Genomic DNA, 24,010 nt, shown 5'->3' on the forward strand with positions numbered 1-24,010 from the left:
AGGCCTTGCTTGTGAAACGATCAACCGGGCGTATGCGGCACTTCGGCAACCCGTTCGGGTTTCCAATCCGCCATGAAATGGCTATGAAGCCGGGGCAAGCAGCCCATGCCGCGCCGATTCCGGCGAGGCCATCCTCTCTTACGGACCAGTCCATGCGTTTGTCGCGCTATTTCCTGCCCATTCTCAAAGAAAATCCGCGTGAGGCCGAGATCGTCTCGCACCGGCTGATGCTGCGCGCCGGCATGATCCGCCAGCAGGGGCAGGGCAGCTTCTCCTGGCTGCCGCTCGGCAAGCGGGTGCTGGACAAGGTTTGCCGGATCATCCGCGAGGAGCAGGACCGGGCGGGCGCCCTGGAGATCCTGATGCCGACCATCCAGTCGGCCGAGCTGTGGCGTGAAAGCGGCCGCTACGACGACTATGGCAAGGAGATGCTGCGCATCAAGGACCGGCAGGAGCGCGAGATGCTCTACGGGCCGACCAACGAGGAGATGGTCACCGAGATCTTCCGCGCCTATGTGAAGTCCTACAAAGACCTACCGCTCAACCTCTACCACATCCAGTGGAAGTTCCGTGACGAGGTGCGGCCGCGATTCGGCGTCATGCGCAGCAGGGAATTCCTGATGAAGGACGCCTATTCCTTCGACCTCAACTATGAGGGCGCCAAGGCCGCCTACAACCGGATGTTCGTCTCCTATCTGAGGACGTTCACGCGCATGGGGCTGCAGGCTATCCCGATGCGCGCCGACACTGGGCCGATCGGCGGCGACCTCAGCCACGAATTCATCATCCTGGCCGACACCGGCGAGAGCCAGGTCTTCTGCCATCGCGACTATCTTTCGCTGGCCGTGCCGGGGGCGAAGACCGACTTCGCCAACGACGCCGAGATCGCCGACATCGTCAAGACGTGGACGACGCCTTATGCCGCCACCGACGAAATGCATGACGAGGCGGCCTGGGAAAAGCTCTCCGAGGGCGACAAAGTCTCGGCGCGCGGCATCGAGGTCGGCCATATCTTCCATTTCGGCGAGAAGTATTCCATGCCGATGGGCGCCAAGGTGACCGGCCCCGACGGAAAGGATCATTTCGCCTCGGGCGGGTCCTACGGCATCGGCCCGTCGCGGCTGGTCGCCGCGATCATCGAGGCGAGCCATGACGACAACGGCATCATCTGGCCCGACGCGGTGGCGCCGTTCGACGTCGGCCTGATCAACATGAAGGCGGGCGACACCGAATGCGACCGCGTCTGCGACGAGCTTTACGACGCGCTCTCCGCCGCCGGCAAGGACGTGCTCTATGACGACACCGACCAGCGGCCGGGCGGCAAGTTCGCCACCGCGGACCTGATCGGCCTGCCCTTGCAGGTGATCGTCGGGCCGCGCGGCGTGGCCGCCGGCGAGATCGAGATCAAGAACCGCCGGACCGGCGAGCGCGAGACGCTGCCGGTCGAGGCGGCGAAGAAGCGCCTCGGTATCGCCGCATGAGCCAAGCGGCAGCAGCCAAAGCCCCGGCCGTCAAAGCCCCAGCGGCTGGCGCCTTTTCGGTGTTCGAGCGCATGGTTGCGTGGCGCTACCTGCGCTCGCGCCGCAAGGAGACGGTGATCTCGGTCATCGCCTCGATCTCTTTCCTCGGCATCATGCTGGGGGTGGCGACGCTGATCGTCGTCATGGCGGTGATGAACGGGTTCCGCGCCGAGCTGCTGACCCGCATCCTCGGCGTCAACGGCCATCTGATCGCGCAGCCGCTCGATTCGCCGCTGGAGGACTATGCCCAGGTGGCGAGCCGGATCAACGGCGTGGCCGGCGTCAAATATGCCATTCCGCTGATCGACGGCCAGGTGCTGGCGCAAGGCAATGTCGGCGGCGGCAGCGGCGCACTGGTGCGCGGCATTCGCGGCGAGGACCTCGGTAAGATCTCGATCGTCTCCAGCAATATCAGGCAGGGCACACTCGACGGCTTCGACACCGGAGAGGGCGTGGCGATCGGCAAGCGCATGGCGGAGAATCTCGGTCTCGTGCTCGGCGACACCATCACGCTGATCTCGCCTGAAGGCGACGTGACGCCGCTTGGCACGACGCCACGCATGAAGGGCTACAAGATCGCGGCGATCTTCGAGGTCGGCATGTCGGAGTATGACAGCTCGATCGTCTACATGCCGTTTTCGGAGGCGCAGCTCTATTTCAACATGGACGGCCGGGCGCAGACCATCGAGATCTATGTCGACAATCCCGACGATGTCGACGCTCTGAAGCCGCTGGTCGAGCAGGCGGCGCAGCGGCCGATCGACCTTGTCGACTGGCGGCAGCGCAACGAGACGTTCTTCTCGGCGCTGCAGGTCGAGCGCAACGTGATGTTCATGATCCTGACGCTGATCGTGCTGGTGGCGGCGCTGAACATCATTTCCGGCCTGGTGATGCTGGTGAAGGACAAGGGCCATGACATCGCCATCCTGCGCACGATGGGTGCCTCGCGTGGCGCCATCCTGCGCATCTTCCTGATGACGGGGGCGGCGATCGGCGTCACCGGGACCGTCGCGGGCGTCCTGCTCGGCGTCGTCATCTGCCTCAACATCGAATCGATCCGCCAGTTCTTCTCCTGGATGACGGGCAGGATCCTGTTCAATCCCGAGCTCTATTTCCTCAGCCAATTGCCGGCGAAGATGGACCCGCGCGAGACGACCTATGTCGTCATCATGGCGCTGGTGCTCTCCTTCCTGGCGACGGTGTTTCCGGCATGGCGGGCGGCCCGCCTCGATCCGGTCGAAGCCTTGAGGTACGAGTGATGGCCGAGGCCATTATCGAGCTGAAGAGCGTCGAGCGGCACTATGTCCAGGGGCCGCGCAAGCTCACCATTTTGAACGGCGCCGACTTTTCGCTGCGGCGCGGCGAGATGGTGGCGCTGGTGGCGCCGTCCGGCACCGGCAAGTCGACGCTGCTGCACACGGCCGGGCTGCTTGAGCGGCCCGACGCCGGCGACGTGATCCTGAGCGGGCGCGCCTGCGGCCGGCTCTCCGACGAGGAGCGCACTGCCATCCGCCGCAACGATGTCGGCTTCGTCTACCAGTTCCATCACCTGCTGCCGGAATTTTCCGCGCTCGAAAACATCATGATGCCGCAGCTGATCAAGGGGCTGACGCGCAAGGAGGCGGCCGAGCGGGCAGCGCAGCTGCTCGACTACATGCAGATCGGCAAGCGCGCGCAGCATCGCCCGTCGGAGCTCTCGGGCGGCGAGCAGCAGCGCGTGGCAATAGCGCGCGCCGTCGCCAACGCGCCGCTGGTGCTTTTGGCCGACGAACCGACCGGCAATCTCGACCCGGTTACCGCTTCCTATGTGTTCGAAGCGCTGGAGGCGCTGGTCCGGCAATCGGGCCTCGCGGCGCTGATCGCCACCCACAATCACGAGCTGGCATCGCGCATGGACCGTCGGGTGACGTTGGCCGAGGGCAAGGTCGTCCCCCTTTAGGACGGCACATTGATATTCAGGTGAGGCCGGCTTGCAAACGGCGGCTTCCTGCGCTTCCGGTGCTCACGTACTTTGAGTACGCTCCGCTCCGGTTCTCGGAATCCACCATTTTCAGCTCGGCCTGACCTGAACCTCGACGTGCCTTGGCTGGCGCCGGCAATTCATTGGCCAGCGCAGGCATACATCCCGTCAACCTTTCCTTAACCCTGCCGAATTGAGTGCCCGGAATTTCCGGTAGCGCCTTTTTGCGATCGTTGACATTCGAACAAAATTAGAACAAAATACGAACATACTAACAACTGGAGAGAGTTATGACGGACCTTGTTCAGGATGTTGTGTCGCTCGTGTGCATGAGCACGTTTCTGATTTCCATGGCGATCTGGATCGGCGCCATGTGAGAACCACGCCTTGCGGCGGGTTGCCGCGAGCGTTCCGATGTTAAGCTTTTCTTGTTCGCCCAGACGCTAGGCTGCCTCCCGAAGACAGGGAGCAATACGGTGTCGCCGATCGTGATGGCCATCCTCCTGGCCGGCAATCTCGGACTGATCTTTCTGCTGATGACCGCGCCGCTCGGCTTGCGCACGGTCACGGTCTCTCGGCTGGTGGCGGCGGACCGCCATCGGCTCTGGCAGGCGCTGTGGCCGTTCGGCAGCGATGCCGGCTGGTCGGGCGAGATCGTTTCCGCGCAGGCACTGGACGGGGAGGGTATGGTTCGGATCGGCCTGTCCTGGGAAGGCCGCGACGGCCAGCCGATCGAACGCAAGGTCGCGCTTGAGGATGTCGTCGAGGCCAGCCGCTTTTCCATGCGCGTGCTCGACGATTCTTCGCTAGATGCCTCGTTCTGGGCCAACTATCGCGAGACCACCGAGCTCACGGCCGAAGTTGGCGCTACCCGGGTGAGCCTCAGCCAGACCGATCGCTACCGCGGCGTCGCCTTCCTGATCTTCCGCTATTTCGCCATGCGTCGCGAACTCGGCAAGCTGCAACGCTGGGCAACGACCGGAGAGTATCGCAAGGGCGGCTGGTTCGAGCACCCGCTCAGCCAGATCGGATTCGCCCTCCTGTCGGCCTTTATCCTGTGGCCGTTCTTCGGCCTCAACCTCGGCGGTCTGGCGCTGGCCGCGATCCTGACCTCGGTGGTCGCCTTGCATGAGCTCGGCCACATGGCGGCCTTCCGGCTGATGGGGCACCGCAAGGCGCGCATGATCTTCATCCCACTGCTCGGCGGCATCGCCATCGGCGGCAGGCCCTATGACAGCCGCTTCGAGGTGGCCTTCGTCGCCCTGATGGGCGCCGGTTTCTCGGCCTTCCTGGTGCCTGTGCTGATCGCTGCGAGCGGACTTGCCAGAGGCGAGGGGCATGGCGCTGCCGCGGCGCTGCTGGCGACGCTCGCCGGCTTTTCCGCGCTCTTCAATATCGCCAATCTGGTGCCGGTGTGGAAGTTCGACGGCGGCCAGGTGCTGCGCCAAATCTGTCCCGGACCGATCGTGCTGGCGCTGGCGTCGTTCCTGCTGCTGTCGGCCTTGCTGGCGCTCGGCTGGCAGGCCGGCTTTTCGCCGGGTTTCCTGCTTGCGGCCGGCGTCGTGTTCCTGATCCTCAGCCTGCTCACCATGGGCAGCGCGGTGAAGCCGCGCCATGAGCTGAAGCCGATCCGCACCTTTGACCGTTTTGCCATGGCCGGCGCGCTGCTCGCGGTCTTCGCCATCCACGGCTACGGCGTGCTGTGGGCGTCGGCGCAATTGATCTGAGCCGAACCCGGCGCGGGCCTCAGCCGGCCTTGCGGATCGCCTCGACGGCTGAAGCGGCGGGGCCGAACACATGTTCGAAAGCGGATTTCAGCGCGAGATCGAGGTCGGCCATGGTCACGGGCAGGCCGAGGTCGACCAGGCTGGTGACGCCGTGATCCTCGACGCCGCAGGGCACGATGCCGCTGAAGTGCCCGAGCTCCGGCTCGACATTGATGGCGATGCCATGAAAGCTCACCCAGCGCCTCAGCCTTATGCCGATGGCGGCGATCTTGTCCTCGGCCGGCGTGCCATCCGCCAGGGCAGGGCGGTCCGGCCGCACCACCCAGACGCCGACGCGGTCCTCGCGCCGTTCGCCCCGCACGTTGAAGGCGGCTAGCGTCGCGATGATCCACTCTTCGAGCGCGGCGACGAAGGCGCGCACGTCCTCGCGCCGGCGCTTGAGGTCGAGCATGACGTAGGCGACCCGTTGGCCGGGGCCATGATAGGTGTACTCGCCGCCGCGCCCGGCGGAAAAAACCGGAAACCGGTCCGGCTCGATCAGGTCCTCGCTGCGGGCGCTGGTACCGGCCGTGTAGAGCGGCGGATGCTCGACCAGCCACACCATCTCGCCGGCGGCTCCGCTGCGGATCGCCTCGGCGCGCGCCTCCATGAAGGCGAGCGCGTCGGGGTAGGCGGTAAGGCCAGGCTCGATCCGCCACTCGACTGGGGCTGAACCGGGGAGCGGCAGGAACGACGTGGCGATCTGGCTGCGTTCTGGCATGATAAATCTCTTGTGCCCCCTCATATGGCGGCAATGGGTGAAAACGTCCAGTTCCCCGGCATTTTTCGAAGCTGTGGAGCGTTGTGCCGACAGCTTTGTCAGATGCATGTCGTTCCCCCAAAACCGCTACGCACTTTTGGGCGACATGCATTGGCGAATATTCCGCACGGCGCACTTGTTTCGCCGGAAACGATTTGCTACAGGCCCCGAGCCGGTTCGTTCCGGCTCCTACCACGTGCGGTCGTGGCGGAATTGGTAGACGCGCAGCGTTGAGGTCGCTGTGGGGCAACCCGTGGAAGTTCGAGTCTTCTCGACCGCACCAAAATCACCCTGTTGAATTGCAACGGTTGCGGACACTAGCCCGACCAGCCGCCGCGACGTTGGCAGCCTGCCCGGTCAGGCTGCTGTCTGAGGTGTATGCGCCGCTTCGGGGGCGAATTTTCTGCGTTGCTGATGTCAAGCGCTGCAACCTGTGAGAAACGGTTGTCGTTGCAAATAAAATTCAACCGCCGGGAAACCCAATCTAAAGAATGTCAAAGTACCTTCGCCAGCTGTTCCGGCGGAGGTTTCCTTTTTGCCTTACAATCCTGCACTGGACGGACTACGCGCAATCAGCATCCTGGCTGTTTTGGGCTACCACTGTCAGGTTCCGCTGCTGGATGGCGGCTTCTTCGGCGTCGATCTGTTTTTTGTGCTCAGTGGCTTTCTGATCACCACGATGCTGCGCAACGAACTCGACGCGACCAAAGGCATCGATCTCGGCCGCTTCTACTGGAACCGGCTGGTGCGCCTCACGCCCCCTCTCTATCTGATGCTGGCCGCAATCCTGCTCATCGGTCTGGAGACGCCTGGAAAAACCCTCGTCGCGGCCATCTACCTGACCGACTTCTTCGCGCCCTATGAGCACTTCTACGGTGTCCTGCGGCACACCTGGTCGCTGGCGGTGGAGGAGCAATTCTATCTGGTGTGGCCGTTGCTGCTGGTAGGCATATTGCGCCTGCCTCGACCGGTTGCCGTGGTTGCCGCCATGTTCTGTATCGCGACCGCTTGGAGAATCCTGCTGGTGCAGGAATTGCCGGGCGAATGGGTCTATTTTCATCCCGACGCCCGTCTGACCGGCTTGCTCCTGGGGGCGATCGTGGCTTTGGCAAAGCCGGAATTCAGGGACGTGTCGCTGCTCAACAGCATCGGCAAAGCGGCCGCGGTCGCGATCCTGCTGCTCATCGTGGCCTCGCGGATATATACGCCGATGTCACTGCTGATCACCCAGCCTCTGGTCGAGGTTTCGGCAGCCGCGCTGATTGTCGCGGCGACGGACGGTCGGAGCGAAATTCATCGTCTTCTGTCCCATCCTATCCTGGTGCGGATCGGGGTGCTCTCCTACTCGCTCTATCTTTGGCATTACCCGATCGCCAACGTCATGCGGCAATCCTACGACTGGCCTTCAGCCCTGTTCGTAACGGCTGTTTTGTCTATGGCTCTCGCAACCCTGACGCACAGTCTTGTCGAGATACCGATGAGAGCGTTTCGTTTGCGACAGCGCGTCGTTGCAGGCTGATTCTGCTGCAACGACTCAGCGAAGCTGATCGCGGCCGGCATGGCCCATATGGCCGGCCCGTCGACGCCGAAATCCCGGCGGTGGGCGATGGTCCTGGACGATGACGCGGGTTATGCAGGTAGTTCGGCGAAACCGGGCCTATCCCGTCCACCCCAGGCCAGCCGAGATGCAATTGATCGATACGAGCAGGGCGTCGGTCGCCCGCTTTTGATCCATCGTCCCGGTATTTGCCCGGACTTCACGCAGCAGATCGACCTGCAGCCGGTGAATGTCGTCCATCTGTCGCCTCAGATTGTCGAAACGCCGCTTGAACATCGGAAAGCGCGCGGAGAGATCGCCTCCCGTGAGGTCACCGATCAGGCGCCGCGTCAACTCGTATTCGGCGGCGATGCGGGCGTGGATACGCCCGGCCGCATCGCTGTCGGACACCAGCCGGGCGTAGAGCCCCGCGATCTCCATGTCGGACTGGTAAAGCGTCTTCTCGGCCTCGTCGACGATCAGGCGGAAGAAGCGCGAGTGCTCGAACATGCGGGTGAGAAGCTCGCGCCCGGCCTCGCCGCGCACCGTGACGAAGGAGCTCAGCGCGCTGCCGATGCCATACCAGCCGGTCAGCAGATGACGGTTTTGGCTCCAGGCGAACACCCATGGAATGGCGCGCAGGTCAGCAATGCCGCTGGCGCCGAAACGGCGATCCGGCCGCGAGCCCATTTTCAAGAGCGCCAGCTCCGCGACCGGGCTCGCCTGGTTGAAATAGTCGAGGAAGCCGGGCTCAGCCATCAGCCTGGCATAGGATGCCTGCGACATGCCTGCCAGCGCTTCCAGCGCTTCGTTGAACTCCGGCGCGTCCTTCAGCTCGACATCACCGGGCGATCCGACACTGTGGGCCAGCACGCCAGCGGCAAGAACCTCGAGCTGGTTGAGGCCAGTGCCGCGATTGGCGAATTTCGACGATACGACCTCGCCCTGCTCGGTCACCCGCATGGTTCCGGCGACGGTGCCTTGCGGCTGCGCCGCGATCGCCCGGCCGGTCGGTGCGCCGCCACGGCTGACGGAGCCGCCGCGGCCGTGGAAGAAGCTGATCCTGACCTTATGCTTGCGCCCGACTGCGGCGAGGCGCTTTTGCGCTTTCGCCAGTTCCCAGTTGGAAGCCAGGAAACCGCCATCCTTGTTGGAATCCGAATAGCCAAGCATGATTTCCTGGCGCGCGCCGAAATCCCGCACCGTCCTCCTCACCAGCGAGACGCCGAGCAATCCGTCCAGGATACCTGGCGCGGCTTGCAGGTCGGCGATGGTCTCGAACAATGGCACGATCCGCAGCCTGATTGTGCCGCCGCCACCCGGCGCGCTTGAAAGACCGCAATATTGCGCCAGCAGATAGACCGCCAGCAGATCGTCGGCCGAGCGGGTCATGCTGAGAACGAACGCGCCGACGGCGTCGCCATCGGCGCCCGAGATTTGCTCGCGGATGACGGAGAATGTCGAAAGCAGTTCAGCTGCTTCAGGCGAGAGCCGGCCTGCGTCGATCTCCAGCCGTTCGCCCTGGCTCAAGGCCACGCGGATGCGCGCCGACCATTGCGGCGTGCCGGCGGTCACCGGGTCGGCGGGATCTGTCAGCGCGAACAGCTCGGCCAGCACCCGGTTGACGACCGTTGAGTTCTGCCGGATGTCGAGCGAGACCGTACGGAAGCCGAAGCTGGCGACTTGCCAAAGCAGAGGCTGGACGAAACGCCTGGCGACCGCGCGCCCGCCGATCGCTTCGAGAACGCAAGACAGGCCGTTCAGATCGGCACGAAACGCCTCGGCCGACAGGTATGCCGCCGAACAGCCGTCTCGCGTGGCCACAAGCCGGGCAAGCAGGGCCGAAGCGAACTGGCGAAGCGGTTCGTCAGGGTTGCGGGCGGCGATCTCGTGCGACTGCCCGCTTTTGTCGAGCGCCGCCTGCAGCACCGGCTTGAAGCTGGCCGGCAGGTCAATGACGTTCGAGCTGGCGCTGAGCACCGTCACCAGCCGCTGCACCTGCGCCAGATACCAGCCTATGGCGGTATTGCGGTATTCGGCCATGGCATGGGCGGTGACCGCGGCCGTCACATTTGGATTGCCATCGCGGTCGCCGCCGATCCACGAAGCATAGCGCATGAAGGAGGGAATTGTGATCGGCTTGCCCGGATAATGACGCTCGAAGGCGTCCTGAAGCTTGCCATAGAGCTGCGGCGTCGCCTCGAAGATGACTTCGCGAAAGAAATGCAGGCCCCAGGCGATCTCGCGCTCGACCGTCGGGCGCTCCAGCCGCAGCTCGCCCGTCATCCACAGCAGCTCGATCTCGCTTTCCAGATCGGCGACCAGCAGGTCGCGTTCGCGCGGCGCCCAGCGCGGCTGGTCGAGCTCGGTCAGCTTGCGATAGATGCGGCGGTGGATCTCCAGCACCGTGACGCGCTTGGCTTCCGTCGGGTGCGCGGTCATGGTCGGGCCGACGCAAAGCTCGCCGAGCGCCACCTGGACTTCTTCCGCCGAGTGACCCTTCGCCGCCATCTGGGCGATCACGTTGGCGAAGGATCCGGGCACTTCGTCGACACCCGCGCCTTGTTCAAGTTCGCGGCGCGCCCGCATGGCAAGCAACTCGTCGGCAATCGCCAGCAACTGGAACCATACGCCGCTCGCCTGGAGCGCCGGGATACGCTGCTCGGGGGCGAGGGAGACAAGCGACCTGCGTCCGCTCAGAACGGCGGCGATCTCGGGCTCGCGCGCGCTTGCGACTTGAAGCAGCAGGCGCAACAAAAGGCTGCGCTCATCCTCACGAAACTTGATGCGTCTGCTCTGTTCCAAAGCGCTCTCCTGATCCGTCCGCATCGGCTGCCGCTGGAGCCGCGCCCTGAATCGAGCGGCGCCGGCTGTCAGGCGACCCGATCGGGGACCGGGCGCCCCTCGAAGAAGGCGGTCAGGTTCTCCACCACCTTCATGCCCATGGCCACCCGCGTTTCCTCGGTCGCGCTGCCGAGATGCGGCAACAGCACGACGTTCTCCAACCGCTTCAACGCCTCCGGGACGGCCGGTTCGTCGGCAAAGACATCGAGACCGGCGCCGGCGATCTCGCGCCTTTCCAGTGCACCGATCAGGGCATCCTGGTCGACGACGTCGCCGCGTGCCGTGTTGATCAGGAACGCGCCGCTCATCATCGATCGCAGGCGCCGGGCATCGATGAGGTGGCGGTTTTCCGCGCCGCCCGGGCAATGCAGCGACACGAAGTCCGACACCGCGAGCACATCGTCCAAATTTGGCATCTGCACCGCGCCCACGGCGCGCGTCTCGTCATCATCGACCGGCGAGCGGTTGAAGAACACGATCTTCATGCCGAAGCCGAAATGCGCGCGCCTGGCTGTCGCCTCGCCGATGCGCCCCATGCCGACAATGCCCAAGGTCTTGCCCGACACCTTCGCGCCGGCCATATGGGTCGGCGACCAGCCGCGCCATTCCCCGGCCCGCAGCTGCCGCTCGCCTTCACCGGTCCGGCGCGCGACAGCCAACATCAGGCTAAGGGCGAGGTCGGCTGTGCAATCGGTCAACACGCCCGGTGTGTTGGTCACCACGATGTCGCGCTCGCGGGCCGCCGCGACATCGATATGGCTGAAGCCGACGCCGAAATTGGCGATGATCCGGGTGCGGGCGTCGCCGTCGGGAAACACCGCAGAAGGCAAGCGGTCGCTGACCGTTGCCAGGATCGCGTCAAAATCCGCGAAGGCGGACGTCATCGCGGCAGGGCTCAGCGGCGTATCGCCGGCGTTGAGCGTGGTGTCGAAGCGCTCGGCGAGGATCGCTTCGACGGCGGCCGGCCATTTCCGGGTGACAATCAAACGCGGTTTCATCGAATTTCTCGCCGGTCAAGGAGTCGCCGCGATGCTTGCGCCGACCCACACTTCATATCTTGCGGGCCTTGCCGGCTGTCAGGCCGCCTTCTTGGTCCGCGCCAGCGTATCGGCCACGACCTCGCCGAACGAAGCTGGAGTCGGCACGATGACGACGCCGGCTTCCTTCAGGATCTCGACCTTTTCCTGCGCCGACTCGCCGAAGGCGGAGATGATCGCGCCGGCATGGCCCATGCGCCTGCCTTTCGGGGCGGACAGCCCGGCGATGTAGGCGATCAGCGGCTTGCGCATGTTGTCGCGCGCCCAGATCGCGGCTTCGGCTTCCTGCGGTCCGCCGATCTCGCCGATCATAACCACGGCGTCGGTCTCGTCGTCCTGCTCGAACAGTTTCAGAATGTCCTTGAAGGACGAGCCGTTGATCGGATCGCCGCCGATGCCGACGCTGGTCGACACACCGATGCCCAGCGCCTTCATCTGCGAGGCGGCCTCGTAGCCGAGCGTCCCGGAGCGGCCGACGATGCCGACGCGGCCGGGGAGATAGATGCTGCCGGGCATGATGCCCATCAGCGCCTGTCCTGGCGTGATCATGCCGGCGCAGTTTGGGCCGATCAGGCGCATACGGTCCTCGAAGCGATAGCGGCGCATGTAGCGCTTGACCTGCATCATGTCCTGCGAGGGGATGCCGTCGGTGATGCAGACGCAGAGCTTTATGCCGGCGTCGGCCGCCTCCATGATCGAATCGGCGGCGAAGGGCGGCGGCACGAAGACGATGCTGGCCTCGGCGCGGGTTTCGCGCACCGCCCCCTTGACGGTGTTGAACACGGGCAGGCCGAGATGCGTCTGTCCGCCCTTGCCGGGCGTGACGCCGCCGACAAGCTTGGTTCCGTAGCGCTTCATGTCCTCGGCATGGAAGCTGCCGATCTTGCCGGTAAAACCCTGGACGATGACGCGTGTGCTGCGGTTGAGCAGGATTGCCATTTTCTCGACCTCCCTCAGGCTGCTTTTTTCTTTTTCGCCGCGCGCCAGGCGGCGACGGCCTTCTCGGCGGCTTCTGCCAGCGTGTCGGCGACGATCACCTTCTCGCCGGAATCGGCCAGGATACGGCGCCCTTCCTCGACCTTGGTGCCGGAGAGCCGCACCACCAACGGCACGTCGACGCCGACTTCGCGGATCGCCTTGATCACGCCCTCGGCGACCCAGTCGCAGCGGTTGATGCCGGCGAAGATGTTGACCAGGATGGTCTCGACATTCTTGTCGCCGAGCACGGCGCGGAAGGATTTCGCCACCCGCTCGGGCGAGGCGCCGCCGCCGATGTCGAGGAAGTTGGCCGGCTCGCCGCCGGCGATCTTGATCATGTCCATCGTCGCCATGGCGAGGCCGGCGCCGTTGATGATGCAGCCGATGTTGCCGTCGAGGCCGACATAGGAGAGGCCGCGGTCGCTGGCGAAGGTCTCGCGCGGGTCTTCCTGGCTCTTGTCGCGCAGCTCGGAGATCTCCGGCCGGCGGAACAGCGCGTTTTCGTCGAACGACATCTTGGCGTCGAGCGCGACCAGGCTGCCGTCGCGGGTCACCACCAGCGGATTGATCTCCAGCATCGAGGCGTCATAGTCGCGGAACACCTGGTAGCAGCCCATGATCGTTTCGGTGGCCTTGCCGATCAGGTTGCTTTCGAGCCCGAGGCCGAAGGCGATCTCGCGCGCCTGGAACTGCTGCATGCCGACACCGGGATCGACGGTGGCGCGGATGATCGAACCCGGCGCCTTCTCGACGATGTCCTCGATCTCCATGCCGCCGGCGGCGGACGCCACGATCATGACACGCTCCTCCTTGCGGTCGAGCACGAAGCCGACATAGAGCTCCTGCGCGATGTCGACCGCTTCCTCGAGGTAGAGGCGCGAAATCAGCTTGCCGCGCGGGCCGGTCTGCTGGGTCACCAGCTTGCGGCCGAGCATGGCTTCGGCGGCGTTGGAGATCTCTTCGTCATTGGCGCAGAGCTTGATGCCGCCGGCCTTGCCGCGGGCGCCGGAGTGGACTTGCGCCTTCAGCACCCACTTGCTGCCGCCGATCTCGCGCGCCCGATAGGTCGCTTGCTCGGGACTGTAGGCAAGACCGCCGCGCGGCACGTGCACGCCGTGGCGGGCGAGCAGCTCCTTGGCCTGATATTCGTGAATGTCCATTTTTTCCTCCCGAAAACTCTCAGTGGGTCGCGGCCTGGCCAGCGCGCTCGATCGCCTCGTTGACCACCAGCACGTTGCGCGCCATGCGCTCCGACGCCGCGTCGATCATCTTGCCGTCGAGTGCGGCGGCACCTTTGCCCTGCGCCTCGGCCTCCTTCAGCACCTCGAGGATGCGCCTGGCGCGCGTGACCTCCTTTTCCGGCGGCGAGAAGACGTCGTTGGCGAGCGCGATCTGCGAAGGATGGATCGCCCATTTGCCCTCTATGCCGAGCGCGGCGGCGCGCCTCGCGGCCGCCTTGTAGCCCTCCGGATCGGAGAAGTCGCCGAACGGCCCGTCGATGGCGCGCAAGCCGTAGGCGCGGCAGGCGACCGTCATCCGCGACAGGGCGAAATGCCACTGGTCGCCGGGATAGTCTGGGTTGAGCCCGCCGATGTTGACGGTGCGCGCCTTGTTGCTGGCTGCATAGTCGGCGACGCCGAAATGCATCGCTTCCAGGCGGCCGGGCGTGGCCGCGATCGCCTCGACATTGGCCATGCCGAGCGCAGTCTCGATCAGCGCTTCGAGGCCGACGCGGGTCTTAAAACCCTTGGCCATCTCGATCTGGTTGACCATGGCCTCGACCATATAGAGGTCGGCCGGGACGCCGACCTTCGGCACCAGGATCGTGTCCAGCCGGTCGCCGGCCTGCTCCATGACGTCGACCACGTCGCGATACATGTAGTGGGTGTCGAGGCCGTTGATGCGCACCGATACGGTCTTGCCCTTGGCGCGCCAGTCGATGTCGTTGAGCGCCTCGATGATGTTCTTTCGGGCGCGCTCCTTGTCCGGCGGCGCGACCGCGTCCTCGATGTCGAGGAAGACGAAGTCGGCGGCGCTGTTCGCCGCCTTTTCGATCATCTCGGGGCTCGAGCCCGGGACCGCCAGCTCGCTGCGCTGCAGCCGGAGCTTCTTCAGATGGTTGATGGTGTGGCTCATGGTCCGATCCCCCTCACGCCGCCTCGGCGACCGGCAACGCGGCCGAGTCCCGGAAGTGCTGGATGGCGGCACCGACGCCGGCGCCGGGCGCCAGCCGCACGCCGCAATCGAGCAGCGTCATTTCAGCCGCCGACAGCGAGGCGAGTACCATCACCTCGTTCAGCCAGCCGAGGTGGCCGATGCGGAAGACCTTGCCCATCACCTTGTTGAGGCCGCCGCCGAGCGACGTCTGGTAGGCGCGGTAGGCGCGCTTGACGACGTCGCCGCTGTCGATGCCTTCCGGCACCAGGATGGCGCTGACCGTATCGGAGTGCCATTTGGGCGCCTTGGCGCAGAGCTTGAGGCCCCAGGCGTCGACCGCCTTGCGCACGCCTTCGGCGAGGCGATGGTGGCGGGCGAAGATGTTGTCCAGCCCTTCCTCGGCGATGAGGTCGAGCGAGGCGCGCAGGCCGCGCAGCAACTGGGTTGCCGGCGTGTAAGGGAAGTAGCCGGCATCGTTGGCGCGGATCATGTCCTCGAAGGAGAAGAAGCAGCGCCGGTGGGTCGCAAGCCTCGACGCCGCGAGTGCCTTCTTGCTCACCGACAGGAAGCCGAGGCCGGCGGGCAGCATGAAGCCCTTCTGCGAACCGCTGACGGCGCAGTCGACGCCCCATTCTTCCTGGCGGAAATCGATCGAGCCGATCGACGACACGCCGTCGACGAACAGCAGGGCAGGGTGATTTGCGTCGTCGAGCACCGCACGGCAGCCGGCGACATCGCTGGTGACACCGGTCGCGGTCTCATTCTGCGTGCAGAAGACCGCCTTGATGCGATGCGCCTTGTCCGCCTTCAGCCTCTCGGCATAGAGATCGAGCGGCACGCCGGTTCCCCATTCGCAATCGATGACGTCGACCTCGAAGCCGAGACGCTCGGCCATGTCGACCCACAGATGCGAGAACTGGCCGAAGCGCGACATCAGCACGCGGTCGCCGGGGCTGAGCACGTTGGTCATCGCCGCTTCCCAGGCGCCGGTGCCGGATGACGGATAGATGAAGACGCGGCCGGTCTCGTTCTTGAACACGCGTCTGATGTCCTCGAACAGCGGCAGGGTCAGATCCGGGAACGAGCTTGCGCGCATATCCTCCATGGGCAGGTTCATGGCCTGCCGGACCTGCTCCGGAATGTTGGTGGGTCCTGGGATGAAAAGATGGGTGAACCCAGCCATGCTCGAACTCCTCCGGTCGTTTGGGATGGTGGAGGAAGTTTCGTCTAGGTGGGCCTGAGCAACAACACTCTGGCGGGTAAGTTGTCACCGCGCGCGGGTAGCCCCGGCCTACCCGTTCGCCCTACCCGAAAGGCGATTTGGGCGCGCGGCGCTTCTCGCTCGAATAGAGCGCGACCGCCATGGCGCGGTTGCGGACGTCGAGCTTGTCGTAGAGATTCTTGAGGTGGTACTTCACCGTATTCTCGGAAATCCCGGTCCGCGTTGCGATCTGCAGGTTGGTCCAGCCGTCGGAAAGCACCGCCAGCAGCTCACGCTCGCGCACGGTGAGCTGGGCCAACGGCGTGTCATTGACCTTGTTGATGTCGATGTAAGGGATGCAGATGCGCCCATGCGCCACCGCCAGGATGGTCTCGAAGATGATCGGCGGATCGTCGAACTGGAAGCAATAGCCCTGGGCGCCGAGGCGCACGCACTGCTTGAGGATGCCGATGTCGTGGTCGTTGGAAAAGACGGTGATGCGCACATCGAGCTTGCGGCTCTGGACCTCTGCCAGGATGTCGGCGCCGTCCATGTCGGCGAGCTTCCAGCCGATGACGGCGACGTCGAATTCAGGTTCCGCCGCCAGTTCCAGCAATTGCTTGCCGCTTTGCACCGAAGCCACGAGCTCGAAGCGTCCGTCGCATTCCAGCATTTCACGAAGCGCCGAGACGACGAGCGGATTGCGTTCGGCGACGACCACGCGAACGCGCCGCTCTGCAATTGCCTCGTTTCCTCCGTCCGGCTTTATCTTCAAGGGCTTCCGGTTTTTCTCGTTGCGGCCTGGGCGAGCCCCGGCCGTGTTCCTCCATCCTGACAATTCTGCCCCAACCGCGCAGGCGTGCTCTTTCCCCAGCGACATGCGCTGTCGCGCCGCCTGAAGCCGGGCCGGCATCCTTTTTGATGAGATCGGCAGCCCTGGTGGCTACCGGACGATGTCTCCCATCAATGGAATGATCGGGCGGGGAAGAGCGTATTTCGTTTGATATTCCCGAGCGTTAGAGCGATAGGTTCGCAAATCGAATCGTGCTGCCAAGCCATCGTTCTTTCGAGCGTCGGATTTTCCCAAATGCGGTTTCCCCTTTGGGTTCGATGTTCTAGACCTGAACTCTAGCTTTTCCGGAATCCTGACGGCGGGAGGCGCTGGTGGAAGGCCAGGACAATCAGACGACCGACGCCAGGCCGCATGAGGAGGCCCACGCCGACATCTATGGCGAGGACGGCGCCGTCCTGTCATCCTTCCTGGCCCATGTCGGCGCGGCCATCGCCGACCGCGACACACTTACTCTAAAACGCGAAGTCGGCGACCTGCACCAGTCGGAGCTCGGCGACCTTATCGAGGCGCTGCACCCCGAGCAGCGCCGTGCGCTGGTCGAACTACTCGGCTCCGACTTCGACTTCTCCGCGCTGACCGAGGTCGACGAGGCGATCCGCCTCGACATCGTCGACAATCTGCCGAACGAGCAGATCGCGCAGGCGGTGCAGGAACTCGATTCCGACGACGCGGTCTACATCCTGGAGGACCTCGATCAGGCCGACCAGGACGAGATCCTGTCGCAGCTGCCGTTCACCGAGCGCATCAGGCTCAGGCGCTCGCTCGACTATCCGGAAGAATCGGCCGGCCGGCGCATGCAGACGGAATTTGTCGCGGTGCCGCCGTTCTGGACGATCGGCCAGACCATCGACTACATGCGCGAGGACAAAAACCTTCCCGACCGCTTCAGCCAGATCTTCGTCATCGACCCGAGCTTCAAGCTCGTCGGCGCCATCGACCTCGACCAGATCCTGCGCACCAAGCGCGCGGTGAAGGTCGAGGAGGTCATGCATGAGACAAGGCATGCCATCCCCGCCACCATGGACCAGGAAGAGGCGGCGCGGGAATTCGAGCAATACGACCTTTTGTCGGCCGCCGTGGTCGACGAGAACGAGCGGCTGGTCGGCGTGCTCACCATCGACGACGTCGTCGACGTCATCCAGCAGGAGGCCGAGGAGGACCTTCTGCGCATGGGCGGCGTCGGCGACGAGGAACTGTCCGACACGGTGCTTGCGACCTCGCGCTCGCGCGTGCCGTGGCTGCTGGTCAACCTTTTGACGGCCTTCCTGGCCGCCTCGGTGATCGGCCTGTTCGACCACACGATCGAGCATATCGTGGCGCTCGCGGTGCTGATGCCGATCGTCGCCGGCATGGGCGGCAATGCCGGCTCGCAGACGATGACCGTCACCGTGCGCGCGCTGGCGACGAAGGATATCGACATCTACAATGCCGCCCGCATCATCCGCCGCGAGGTCGGCGTCGGCTTCATCAACGGCATCGTGTTCGCGGTGCTGATCGGCATCGTCGCGGCGGCCTGGTTTCGCGACCCCAATCTGGGCGGCATCATCGCGGCGGCGATGATCATCAACATGTTCGCCGCGGCGCTGGCCGGCATCCTGATCCCGCTGCTGCTTGATCGCTTCAAGATCGATCCGGCGGTGGCGTCGGCCGTCTTCGTTACCACCGTCACCGACTGCGTCGGTTTCTTTGCCTTTCTGGGGTTGGCCACCTGGTGGTTCGCAGTGCCGTAAGGGCGCGATTGACTTTTACGTAAATGCCGTGCGAGGTTCGATCCGGCGTCCATTCGATTCCGCTCATGGAACGAAGGGGAGGGTGACGCCACCGGACGGCGCCGAGGACCGGCATCGGGAGCGACAATGCGGGAATACTATACGATCACCGAACTGACCCGCGAATTCGACGTGTCGACGCGCACGCTGCGCTTCTATGAGGACGAGGGGCTGGTGCAGCCGGTGCGGCGCGGCCGCACGAGGCTGTTCCGCCCATCCGACCGGCATCTCATCCGCCAGATCATGCGCGGCAAGCGGCTCGGCTTCTCGATCAACGAGATCCGCGAAATCATCCAGATGTACAAGGAGCCGCCCGGCGAGGTCGGCCAGCTCAAGCTGATGATCAAGCGCATCGAGGAAAAGCGCGAGGATCTCAGGCAGAAGCGGCGCGACCTGGAAGAGACGCTGGCCGAGCTCGACCAGGCGGAGGAATCCTGCGTCGAGCGGCTGGTGGAACTCGGCGTCAACACCTGAACGCCGGTTCCCTTGTCGGTCGGTGCCTTCTCAAGGACTGAGCAAAATCACCGCGCAGCCATAGGCCGCGATCTGCATGGGGCCGGCAGTCGGACCACCGGTCAGCAGGTCCAGGCCCTTGGGTACGCCCGGCACCGCCACGGGAACGTCCGTGGTATTTTGAATGAACATCAGTTGGCGATCCTCGGCCTCGCGGATCGACACCTCCACTCCATCGGGCAGTTCAGGAAGCAGAGGCGCCACGCCCGCCCTGGTCAGGACAACCTCGGCAATGGCTTCGGCAAGCTCCTGCGTGAGATAGGTGCCGACATAGACGACGCGGCCTTTTCCGAGCTGGCGTGAGGTGATCGCCGGCTGTCCGGCGCAAAAGCGGCTCGACCAAGTGCCCAGCACCTCGGTGTCCGGCTCGACCTCGAGCAGTTCGTAGAGGTGCGCGGCCTCGAATTGTCGGTTGCCGAAGGTGAAATGATACTTGCGCTGCGCCGATGAGGCCGAGAGGGGCGATGGCGGTACATAGGTGCCCGTCGCAGGCTGGCGGAACAAGGGAAACAGCCCGGCGCCGCCTTCCGGAACGAGGCGGCCGAACTCGGCGACCTTGACACCGCTCAGCGCCGAAAGATCGCGCCCGGGGGCCTGATCTCTGACGATGTGGTTGTTCTCGTCCCGGGTGCCGGTCAGCGCCGACAGGATCAATATGCCGCCGTTGCGGACGAAAGCCTCGACCGCGGCATTCCATTCCTTCTTCCACATCACCCAGTGTGGAACATAGAGCGCCTTAAGGCGCGACAGGTCATCTTCGGGGTGGATGAAGCCGCAGGCTATGCCTTTGCGGTAGCAGTGCCGGTGCAGCAGCGTGGCGTCGTCGAGCGGGCTCGGCAACCCCATCGCATAGGTCTTGTGTGCTTCCTGGTTGTCGAAATCGGCGCCGGCAATGCCGATGTCCATGCGCACGACAGTACCAAGGATTTGATCCTTGATGCCGGCGATCTCGTGGAAGAACCGGCTCGCCTCGTCGTAGCGGCGCCGGGGCACGTCGTCATGATCGATGATGCCCATCCAGTAGATTTCGGCGCCGAAATGCGCGGGGCGCCAGCGGAAGAACATGATGCCGTCGGCGCCGCGCGCCACCGATGTCATCGCCATGCGGCGCATCTCGCCCGGCTCCGGCGTCATGGTCGAGAATCCCGGCTGGCTGCCGAAGCCCGAAGCCTGCTCCGGCACGATGTAATTGCCGGAGTAGGCGCGGCAGATGTCGAGATGCAGCGCCTGCGTTGCCGCATGTCCGCCGGTGCGGCGCATCTCGTCGTACAGCATCGGGTAGATGTCGAAGCCGATGAAATCGAGGTCCTGTCCGAACTGGCCGCGGAAATCGATGTCGGCGAGCTGGCCAAGATTGTGGAAGATGAACCAGTCCGGATTGGTGGCGCGCAGGATCTCGACCTGGTCGTGCTGGAAGGCCGCCGTCGCCGCAGCCAGGAAGCGATGGTAGTCCTGCACATGCCCGGGGCTCGGATAGGACGGCATCAGCGGCCGGGGCAGGTCGATCTGCGAGAAATCATCATAGGCCGTCGCCCAGAAATGGCCGCCCCAGGCGAAGTTCAGCGCGCCGATCGCGCCGTATTTGTGCTGCAGGAATTTCTGGAACTCCAGCCGCGTCGCCGGCGCGAACGATTCCGAGACGGTCGTGTTGAGTTCGTTGTCGGTTTGCCAGCCGATGACGCGAGGATTGTTCCGGTAGTGCTCGGCCATGGCGCGCGTGATGCGGCGGCTGTGACCGCGAAACACCGGGCTGGTGGTGTCGGCGTGCTGACGCGATCCGTGGCTTGTCGAGCGGCCGTTGACGTCGACGCGCAGCACCTCGGGATAATTGACGGTCAGCCAGCGCGGCGGCGTTGCCGTCGGCGTGCACATGATCGTGTCGATCCCGACCGCGCCGAGAATCTCGATCGCCCGGTCGAACAGATCGAAGTCGAACTTGCCTTCATGGGGCTCGAAAACATGCCAGGCGAACTCACCCATCCGGACCGTGTTGACGCCGGCCGTAGCCATGCGCTCGGCGTCGCGCCGCCACCAGCCTTCGTCGACATGTTCGGGGTAGTGCGGTGCTCCCAGAAGGAAACGGTCGAGGCCGAGTGGTCGCCAAACCGAAAGCGGGGCGGGCTTCTTGCGCTGCATGCGGATGATACTCTTGGATTTTCAGGGGTCAGGTTGCGGGAACGGGTTTTCGCGGTGTCAGCGTGCGGCCATCGGGGCCGAAGAGATAGGCGTCGGCGATGTCGAAGCCGGCCGCCAGCCGGGCTCCGACATTGATGGGCGACACCTTGTTGAGCTGGACCGTGAAATTGCCAGTGCCGCTGTCCGAATTGGTCGCCTGAAGGGGGGAGGCATCGAGGTAGAGAACCGTTTCCCGTCCCAGATGTTCGACCAGCCGCACCTGGCCAGGGAACGATGCCTGGCCGGCGTCCGCCCGCTCGATCAGGTGCAGGTTTTCCGGCCGGATTCCGACCGTCACCGCGTCGCCAGCCGAAATGCCGGCCACATCGACGTCGCCGAAGGCAAGCGCCGGCAATCCCGCCGCTGTCAGCGTGAGGCTGGTCGCGCCGACGGTTTCCACCCGCGCTTCGATGAAGTTCATGCGCGGCGCGCCGAGAAAGCCGGCGACGAAGATGTTTGCCGGGTTGGCGTAGAGTTCGAGCGGCGAGCCGACCTGCTCGACCAGCCCCTTGTTCAGCACCACGATCCGGTCCGCCATGGTCATGGCCTCGATCTGGTCGTGGGTTACGTAGACCATGGTGGAGCCGAGCTGGGCGTGGAGGCTGGAAAGCTCCACCCGCATCTGGGTACGCAATGCCGCGTCGAGGTTCGACAGCGGTTCGTCGAACAGGAACACCTCCGGCGAGCGCGTGATGGCGCGGCCGATCGCGACACGCTGGCGCTGCCCGCCCGACAATTGCTTCGGACGCTTATCGAGTTGCTCCTCGAGGCGAAGGATCTGTGCGGCGCGCTTGACGGCGGCATCGATCTCGGCCTTCGGCCGCTTGGCCATGCGCAAGCCGAAGCCCATGTTTTCCGCCACCGTCATGTGCGGGTAAAGTGCGTAGGACTGGAAGACCATGGCGATACCGCGATCGCCGGGATCTTCCCTGGTGACATCGCGGCCGTTGATCACGACCTGGCCGGAATTGATGGTCTCAAGCCCGGCGATCGTCTTCAGCAAGGTCGACTTTCCGCAGCCTGAAGGCCCGACCATGACGACGAACTCGCCCTTTTCGATCTTCAGGTCGATCGCCTTCAGGGCATGATAGCCGGCATAGTGCTTGTCGACCTTGCGCAATTCCACGCTGCTCATCGCGAGGCGCCTTTCCGTGTTTGCCGGTTGCGTCCGTATGGTCCGACCTGAAGTCCCCGAACGAAGATCATCCCTTGACCGCCCCCATGGTGAGGCCGCTGATGAAGTGCTTCTGCATCAGGAAGAACATGACGACCGGCGGCAGGGCGACGAAGATCGTTGCCGCCGAGATGATGTTCCAGGCCGACGTCCATTCGCCGCGCAGATTGTTGAGCCCGGCCGTGACGGGTTTTACGGCATCGCTCTGGGTCAGCACGATCGCCCAGAAATAGTCGTTCCAGATGAAGGTGAAGGTAAGGATGGCGAGCGCCGCCAGCGCCGGCCGCACCAACGGAACCACTACATGGCGCAGCACCTGGAAGGGCGATGCGCCCTCGGCGCGCGCGGCCTGGAACAGTTCGCCCGGCAAGGCCGCGATGAAGTTGCGCATGAAAAGCGTGGCAAAGCCGGTCTGGAAGGCGATGTGGAAAACGATCAGGGCGTAGACGGTGTCATAGAGGCTCAGCCTCACCATCAGGTCACGCACCGGGATCATCATGATCTGCGCCGGCAGGAAATTGCCGCCGACGAAGAGCGCGAAAATGAGGTTTGAACCGCGGAACGGATAGCGGGACAGCACGAAGCCGGTCAAAGTCGACAGGATCAGCACGCCGATCACCGAGGGAATGGTGATCAGCAGGCTGTTGAGGAAGAAACGCAGCATCGCGGTCTGCTCGAAGACCGCCGTGTAGTTCTCGACCAGGCTGAATTTCTGCGGCCAGCCCCAGTAGTTGCCCGCCATCAGCTCTTCGTTGGAGCGGATCGATGTCAGCATGACGGCAACGAGCGGCAACAGCCAAAGCGCGACGACCAGGGTCACGCCGCCGATATAGAGTGCGCGCTTGGTTTTCGCGTCTTCGGGTATCGGGCGCGGGTACATCAGGCGTTGCTCCGTTCGGCCTTGATGAGGCCGTGCAGGTACCAGGCGATGAAGGCGATCATGATCACGAAGAGAACGGTGGCGATCGCGGCGCCGTAGCCGAAGCGGTAGGAAAAGATCGATTCCTCGTACATCTGGTAGGCAAGCACCGTCGAAGAGCCGTAAGGGCCGCCGGTGGTCATGACCGCGACCATGTCGAAGGAGCGCAGCGCGCCGATCACCGTGACCGCTATGGCGATGAACCCGACCTGGGATAGTTGCGGCAGGACTACATGGCGCAGCATTTGCCAGCCGCGTGCGCCGTCGACGCGTCCGGCGCCGATCAGGTCCTCGTTGAGGTTATTCAGTCCTGCCAGGAACAGCACCATGCAGAAGGCGATCTGCGGCCACAGACCGGCGGTGGCAACCGCGAGGGTGGCGAAGTTCTCGTCAGAAAGCAGCGCCGGCGCGGTGCCGCCGAACAGGCCAAAGATCAATTGCAGCAATCCGTAGGTCGGATCGTAGACCCAGCCGAAAACGACGCCCACGGTCACAGTCGCCAGCACCAGCGGGACAAAGAACAGCGATTTCAGGATGCGCATGCCGCGGATCTGCTGGTTGACGATCAGCGCCAGCGCGAGGCCGATCGGCGGCGCCAGCATGAAGATCAGCAGCCAGATGATATTGTTCTTTAGCGAGACGTAGAATTGCGGGTCTTCGGCCAGCTCGACATAGTTGGCAAGGCCGACCCAAGTTTTCGCGCCGATCCCATCCCAGTCGTGCAGCGAGATCCAGACCGTCTCAAAGGAGGCGGCAAGAATCACCAGGCTGAACAGGATGAGACCCGGCAGAAGGAGCAGGGCCGGTGTCATCCAATGACGATTTCTGCGCCAGAAGCGGGGCATGG

The 24,010-nt window shown here is 64.3% G+C and carries 19 protein-coding genes and 1 tRNA gene; 8 read left to right on the plus strand and 12 right to left on the minus strand.

Translation table 11 applies throughout. The annotated features are described in order from the left end of the window. The first annotated feature begins 152 nt into the window (after positions 1-152). The 4 genes from proS to JG743_RS13990 all read left to right on the plus strand — a co-directional run bounded on the left by proS (position 153) and on the right by JG743_RS13990 (position 5,207). The gene (proS, locus tag JG743_RS13975) at positions 153-1,481 is read left to right on the plus strand and encodes a proline--tRNA ligase (protein ID WP_202301277.1); all 1,329 of its coding nucleotides are present in this window, start codon (positions 153-155) and stop codon (positions 1,479-1,481) included. Further along, a complete protein-coding gene (locus tag JG743_RS13980; RefSeq protein ID WP_202301287.1) occupies positions 1,478-2,779 on the plus strand; it encodes a lipoprotein-releasing ABC transporter permease subunit in 1,302 nt (433 codons plus the stop codon). The genes proS and JG743_RS13980 overlap by 4 nt, the downstream gene beginning before the upstream one ends. After that, positions 2,776-3,459 carry an ABC transporter ATP-binding protein gene (locus JG743_RS13985; protein ID WP_202301289.1) on the plus strand — a complete coding sequence of 228 codons (684 nt, stop codon included), beginning with the start codon at positions 2,776-2,778 and terminating at the stop codon, positions 3,457-3,459. The genes JG743_RS13980 and JG743_RS13985 overlap by 4 nt, the downstream gene beginning before the upstream one ends. Positions 3,460-3,956: 497 nt before the next feature. Continuing rightward, positions 3,957-5,207 carry a site-2 protease family protein gene (locus JG743_RS13990; protein WP_202301291.1) on the plus strand — a complete coding sequence of 417 codons (1,251 nt, stop codon included), beginning with the start codon at positions 3,957-3,959 and terminating at the stop codon, positions 5,205-5,207. 19 nt (positions 5,208-5,226) lie between these two features. Here JG743_RS13990 and lipB read toward each other — a convergent pair whose 3' ends face one another. Beyond that, positions 5,227-5,967: a lipoyl(octanoyl) transferase LipB gene (gene lipB, locus JG743_RS13995; protein ID WP_202301293.1), complete on the minus strand. Its 741-nt coding sequence runs from the start codon at positions 5,965-5,967 to the stop codon at positions 5,227-5,229. 237 nt (positions 5,968-6,204) lie between these two features. Here lipB and JG743_RS14000 point away from each other — a divergent pair. Next, a tRNA-Leu gene (locus JG743_RS14000) sits at positions 6,205-6,289 on the plus strand. A 252-nt stretch (positions 6,290-6,541) separates the two neighbouring features. Continuing rightward, the gene (locus JG743_RS14005) at positions 6,542-7,525 is read left to right on the plus strand and encodes an acyltransferase family protein (protein ID WP_202301295.1); all 984 of its coding nucleotides are present in this window, start codon (positions 6,542-6,544) and stop codon (positions 7,523-7,525) included. Positions 7,526-7,663: 138 nt separating this feature from the next. Here JG743_RS14005 and JG743_RS14010 read toward each other — a convergent pair whose 3' ends face one another. From JG743_RS14010 to JG743_RS14040, 7 genes are all read right to left on the minus strand, one after another. Next, positions 7,664-10,348, minus strand: a complete 2,685-nt coding sequence (locus JG743_RS14010; protein ID WP_202301297.1) for a phosphoenolpyruvate carboxylase — start codon at positions 10,346-10,348, stop codon at positions 7,664-7,666. 68 nt (positions 10,349-10,416) lie between these two features. After that, positions 10,417-11,385, minus strand: coding sequence for a 2-hydroxyacid dehydrogenase (locus tag JG743_RS14015; RefSeq protein WP_202301299.1), 969 nt, complete (start codon positions 11,383-11,385; stop codon positions 10,417-10,419). A gap of 78 nt (positions 11,386-11,463) precedes the next feature. Next, positions 11,464-12,363 carry a succinate--CoA ligase subunit alpha gene (gene sucD, locus JG743_RS14020; RefSeq protein ID WP_202301301.1) on the minus strand — a complete coding sequence of 300 codons (900 nt, stop codon included), beginning with the start codon at positions 12,361-12,363 and terminating at the stop codon, positions 11,464-11,466. Positions 12,364-12,377: 14 nt separating this feature from the next. Next, complete coding sequence (locus tag JG743_RS14025; RefSeq protein ID WP_202301303.1) at positions 12,378-13,562, minus strand: malate--CoA ligase subunit beta; 1,185 nt, start codon at positions 13,560-13,562, stop codon at positions 12,378-12,380. Positions 13,563-13,581: 19 nt separating this feature from the next. Further along, positions 13,582-14,538, minus strand: coding sequence for an HpcH/HpaI aldolase/citrate lyase family protein (locus tag JG743_RS14030; protein ID WP_202301305.1), 957 nt, complete (start codon positions 14,536-14,538; stop codon positions 13,582-13,584). Positions 14,539-14,551: 13 nt separating this feature from the next. After that, positions 14,552-15,742, minus strand: a complete 1,191-nt coding sequence (locus JG743_RS14035) for an aminotransferase class V-fold PLP-dependent enzyme (protein WP_202301307.1) — start codon at positions 15,740-15,742, stop codon at positions 14,552-14,554. 121 nt (positions 15,743-15,863) lie between these two features. Further along, positions 15,864-16,535: a LuxR C-terminal-related transcriptional regulator gene (locus tag JG743_RS14040; protein ID WP_202301309.1), complete on the minus strand. Its 672-nt coding sequence runs from the start codon at positions 16,533-16,535 to the stop codon at positions 15,864-15,866. 389 nt (positions 16,536-16,924) lie between these two features. Here JG743_RS14040 and mgtE point away from each other — a divergent pair, with 389 nt between their 5' ends. After that, positions 16,925-18,343, plus strand: a complete 1,419-nt coding sequence (gene mgtE / locus JG743_RS14045) for a magnesium transporter (RefSeq protein ID WP_202301320.1) — start codon at positions 16,925-16,927, stop codon at positions 18,341-18,343. A gap of 126 nt (positions 18,344-18,469) precedes the next feature. Continuing rightward, positions 18,470-18,856: a MerR family transcriptional regulator gene (locus JG743_RS14050; protein ID WP_112618641.1), complete on the plus strand. Its 387-nt coding sequence runs from the start codon at positions 18,470-18,472 to the stop codon at positions 18,854-18,856. A gap of 30 nt (positions 18,857-18,886) precedes the next feature. Here JG743_RS14050 and JG743_RS14055 read toward each other — a convergent pair whose 3' ends face one another. From JG743_RS14055 to JG743_RS14070, 4 genes are all read right to left on the minus strand, one after another. Continuing rightward, complete coding sequence (locus JG743_RS14055) at positions 18,887-21,031, minus strand: beta-galactosidase (RefSeq protein WP_202301322.1); 2,145 nt, start codon at positions 21,029-21,031, stop codon at positions 18,887-18,889. Between the two features lie 28 nt (positions 21,032-21,059). Then, on the minus strand, positions 21,060-22,205 hold the full coding sequence (locus tag JG743_RS14060) for an ABC transporter ATP-binding protein (protein ID WP_202301324.1): 1,146 nt from the start codon (positions 22,203-22,205) through the stop codon (positions 21,060-21,062). 67 nt (positions 22,206-22,272) lie between these two features. Beyond that, on the minus strand, positions 22,273-23,124 hold the full coding sequence (locus JG743_RS14065) for a carbohydrate ABC transporter permease (RefSeq protein ID WP_202301326.1): 852 nt from the start codon (positions 23,122-23,124) through the stop codon (positions 22,273-22,275). Then, on the minus strand, positions 23,124-24,008 hold the full coding sequence (locus JG743_RS14070; protein WP_202301328.1) for a carbohydrate ABC transporter permease: 885 nt from the start codon (positions 24,006-24,008) through the stop codon (positions 23,124-23,126). The genes JG743_RS14065 and JG743_RS14070 overlap by 1 nt, the downstream gene beginning before the upstream one ends. Positions 24,009-24,010 lie beyond the last annotated feature (2 nt).

Source organism: Mesorhizobium sp. 131-2-1 (assembly GCF_016756535.1).
GTDB lineage: Bacteria > Pseudomonadota > Alphaproteobacteria > Rhizobiales > Rhizobiaceae > Mesorhizobium.

Bases quoted from the DNA above. Each gene is read 5' to 3' on its own strand.
- proS (WP_202301277.1), top strand. From the start codon at position 153: ATGCGTTTGTCGCGCTATTTCCTGCCCATTCTCAAAGAAAATCCGCGT.
- JG743_RS13980 (WP_202301287.1), top strand. From the start codon at position 1,478: ATGAGCCAAGCGGCAGCAGCCAAAGCCCCGGCCGTCAAAGCCCCAGCG.
- lipB (WP_202301293.1), bottom strand. From the start codon at position 5,967: ATGCCAGAACGCAGCCAGATCGCCACGTCGTTCCTGCCGCTCCCCGGT.
- JG743_RS14015 (WP_202301299.1), bottom strand. From the start codon at position 11,385: ATGAAACCGCGTTTGATTGTCACCCGGAAATGGCCGGCCGCCGTCGAA.
- sucD (WP_202301301.1), bottom strand. From the start codon at position 12,363: ATGGCAATCCTGCTCAACCGCAGCACACGCGTCATCGTCCAGGGTTTT.
- JG743_RS14025 (WP_202301303.1), bottom strand. From the start codon at position 13,562: ATGGACATTCACGAATATCAGGCCAAGGAGCTGCTCGCCCGCCACGGC.
- JG743_RS14030 (WP_202301305.1), bottom strand. From the start codon at position 14,538: ATGAGCCACACCATCAACCATCTGAAGAAGCTCCGGCTGCAGCGCAGC.
- JG743_RS14035 (WP_202301307.1), bottom strand. From the start codon at position 15,742: ATGGCTGGGTTCACCCATCTTTTCATCCCAGGACCCACCAACATTCCG.
- JG743_RS14050 (WP_112618641.1), top strand. From the start codon at position 18,470: ATGCGGGAATACTATACGATCACCGAACTGACCCGCGAATTCGACGTG.
- JG743_RS14055 (WP_202301322.1), bottom strand. From the start codon at position 21,031: ATGCAGCGCAAGAAGCCCGCCCCGCTTTCGGTTTGGCGACCACTCGGC.
- JG743_RS14060 (WP_202301324.1), bottom strand. From the start codon at position 22,205: ATGAGCAGCGTGGAATTGCGCAAGGTCGACAAGCACTATGCCGGCTAT.
- JG743_RS14065 (WP_202301326.1), bottom strand. From the start codon at position 23,124: ATGTACCCGCGCCCGATACCCGAAGACGCGAAAACCAAGCGCGCACTC.
- JG743_RS14070 (WP_202301328.1), bottom strand. From the start codon at position 24,008: ATGCCCCGCTTCTGGCGCAGAAATCGTCATTGGATGACACCGGCCCTG.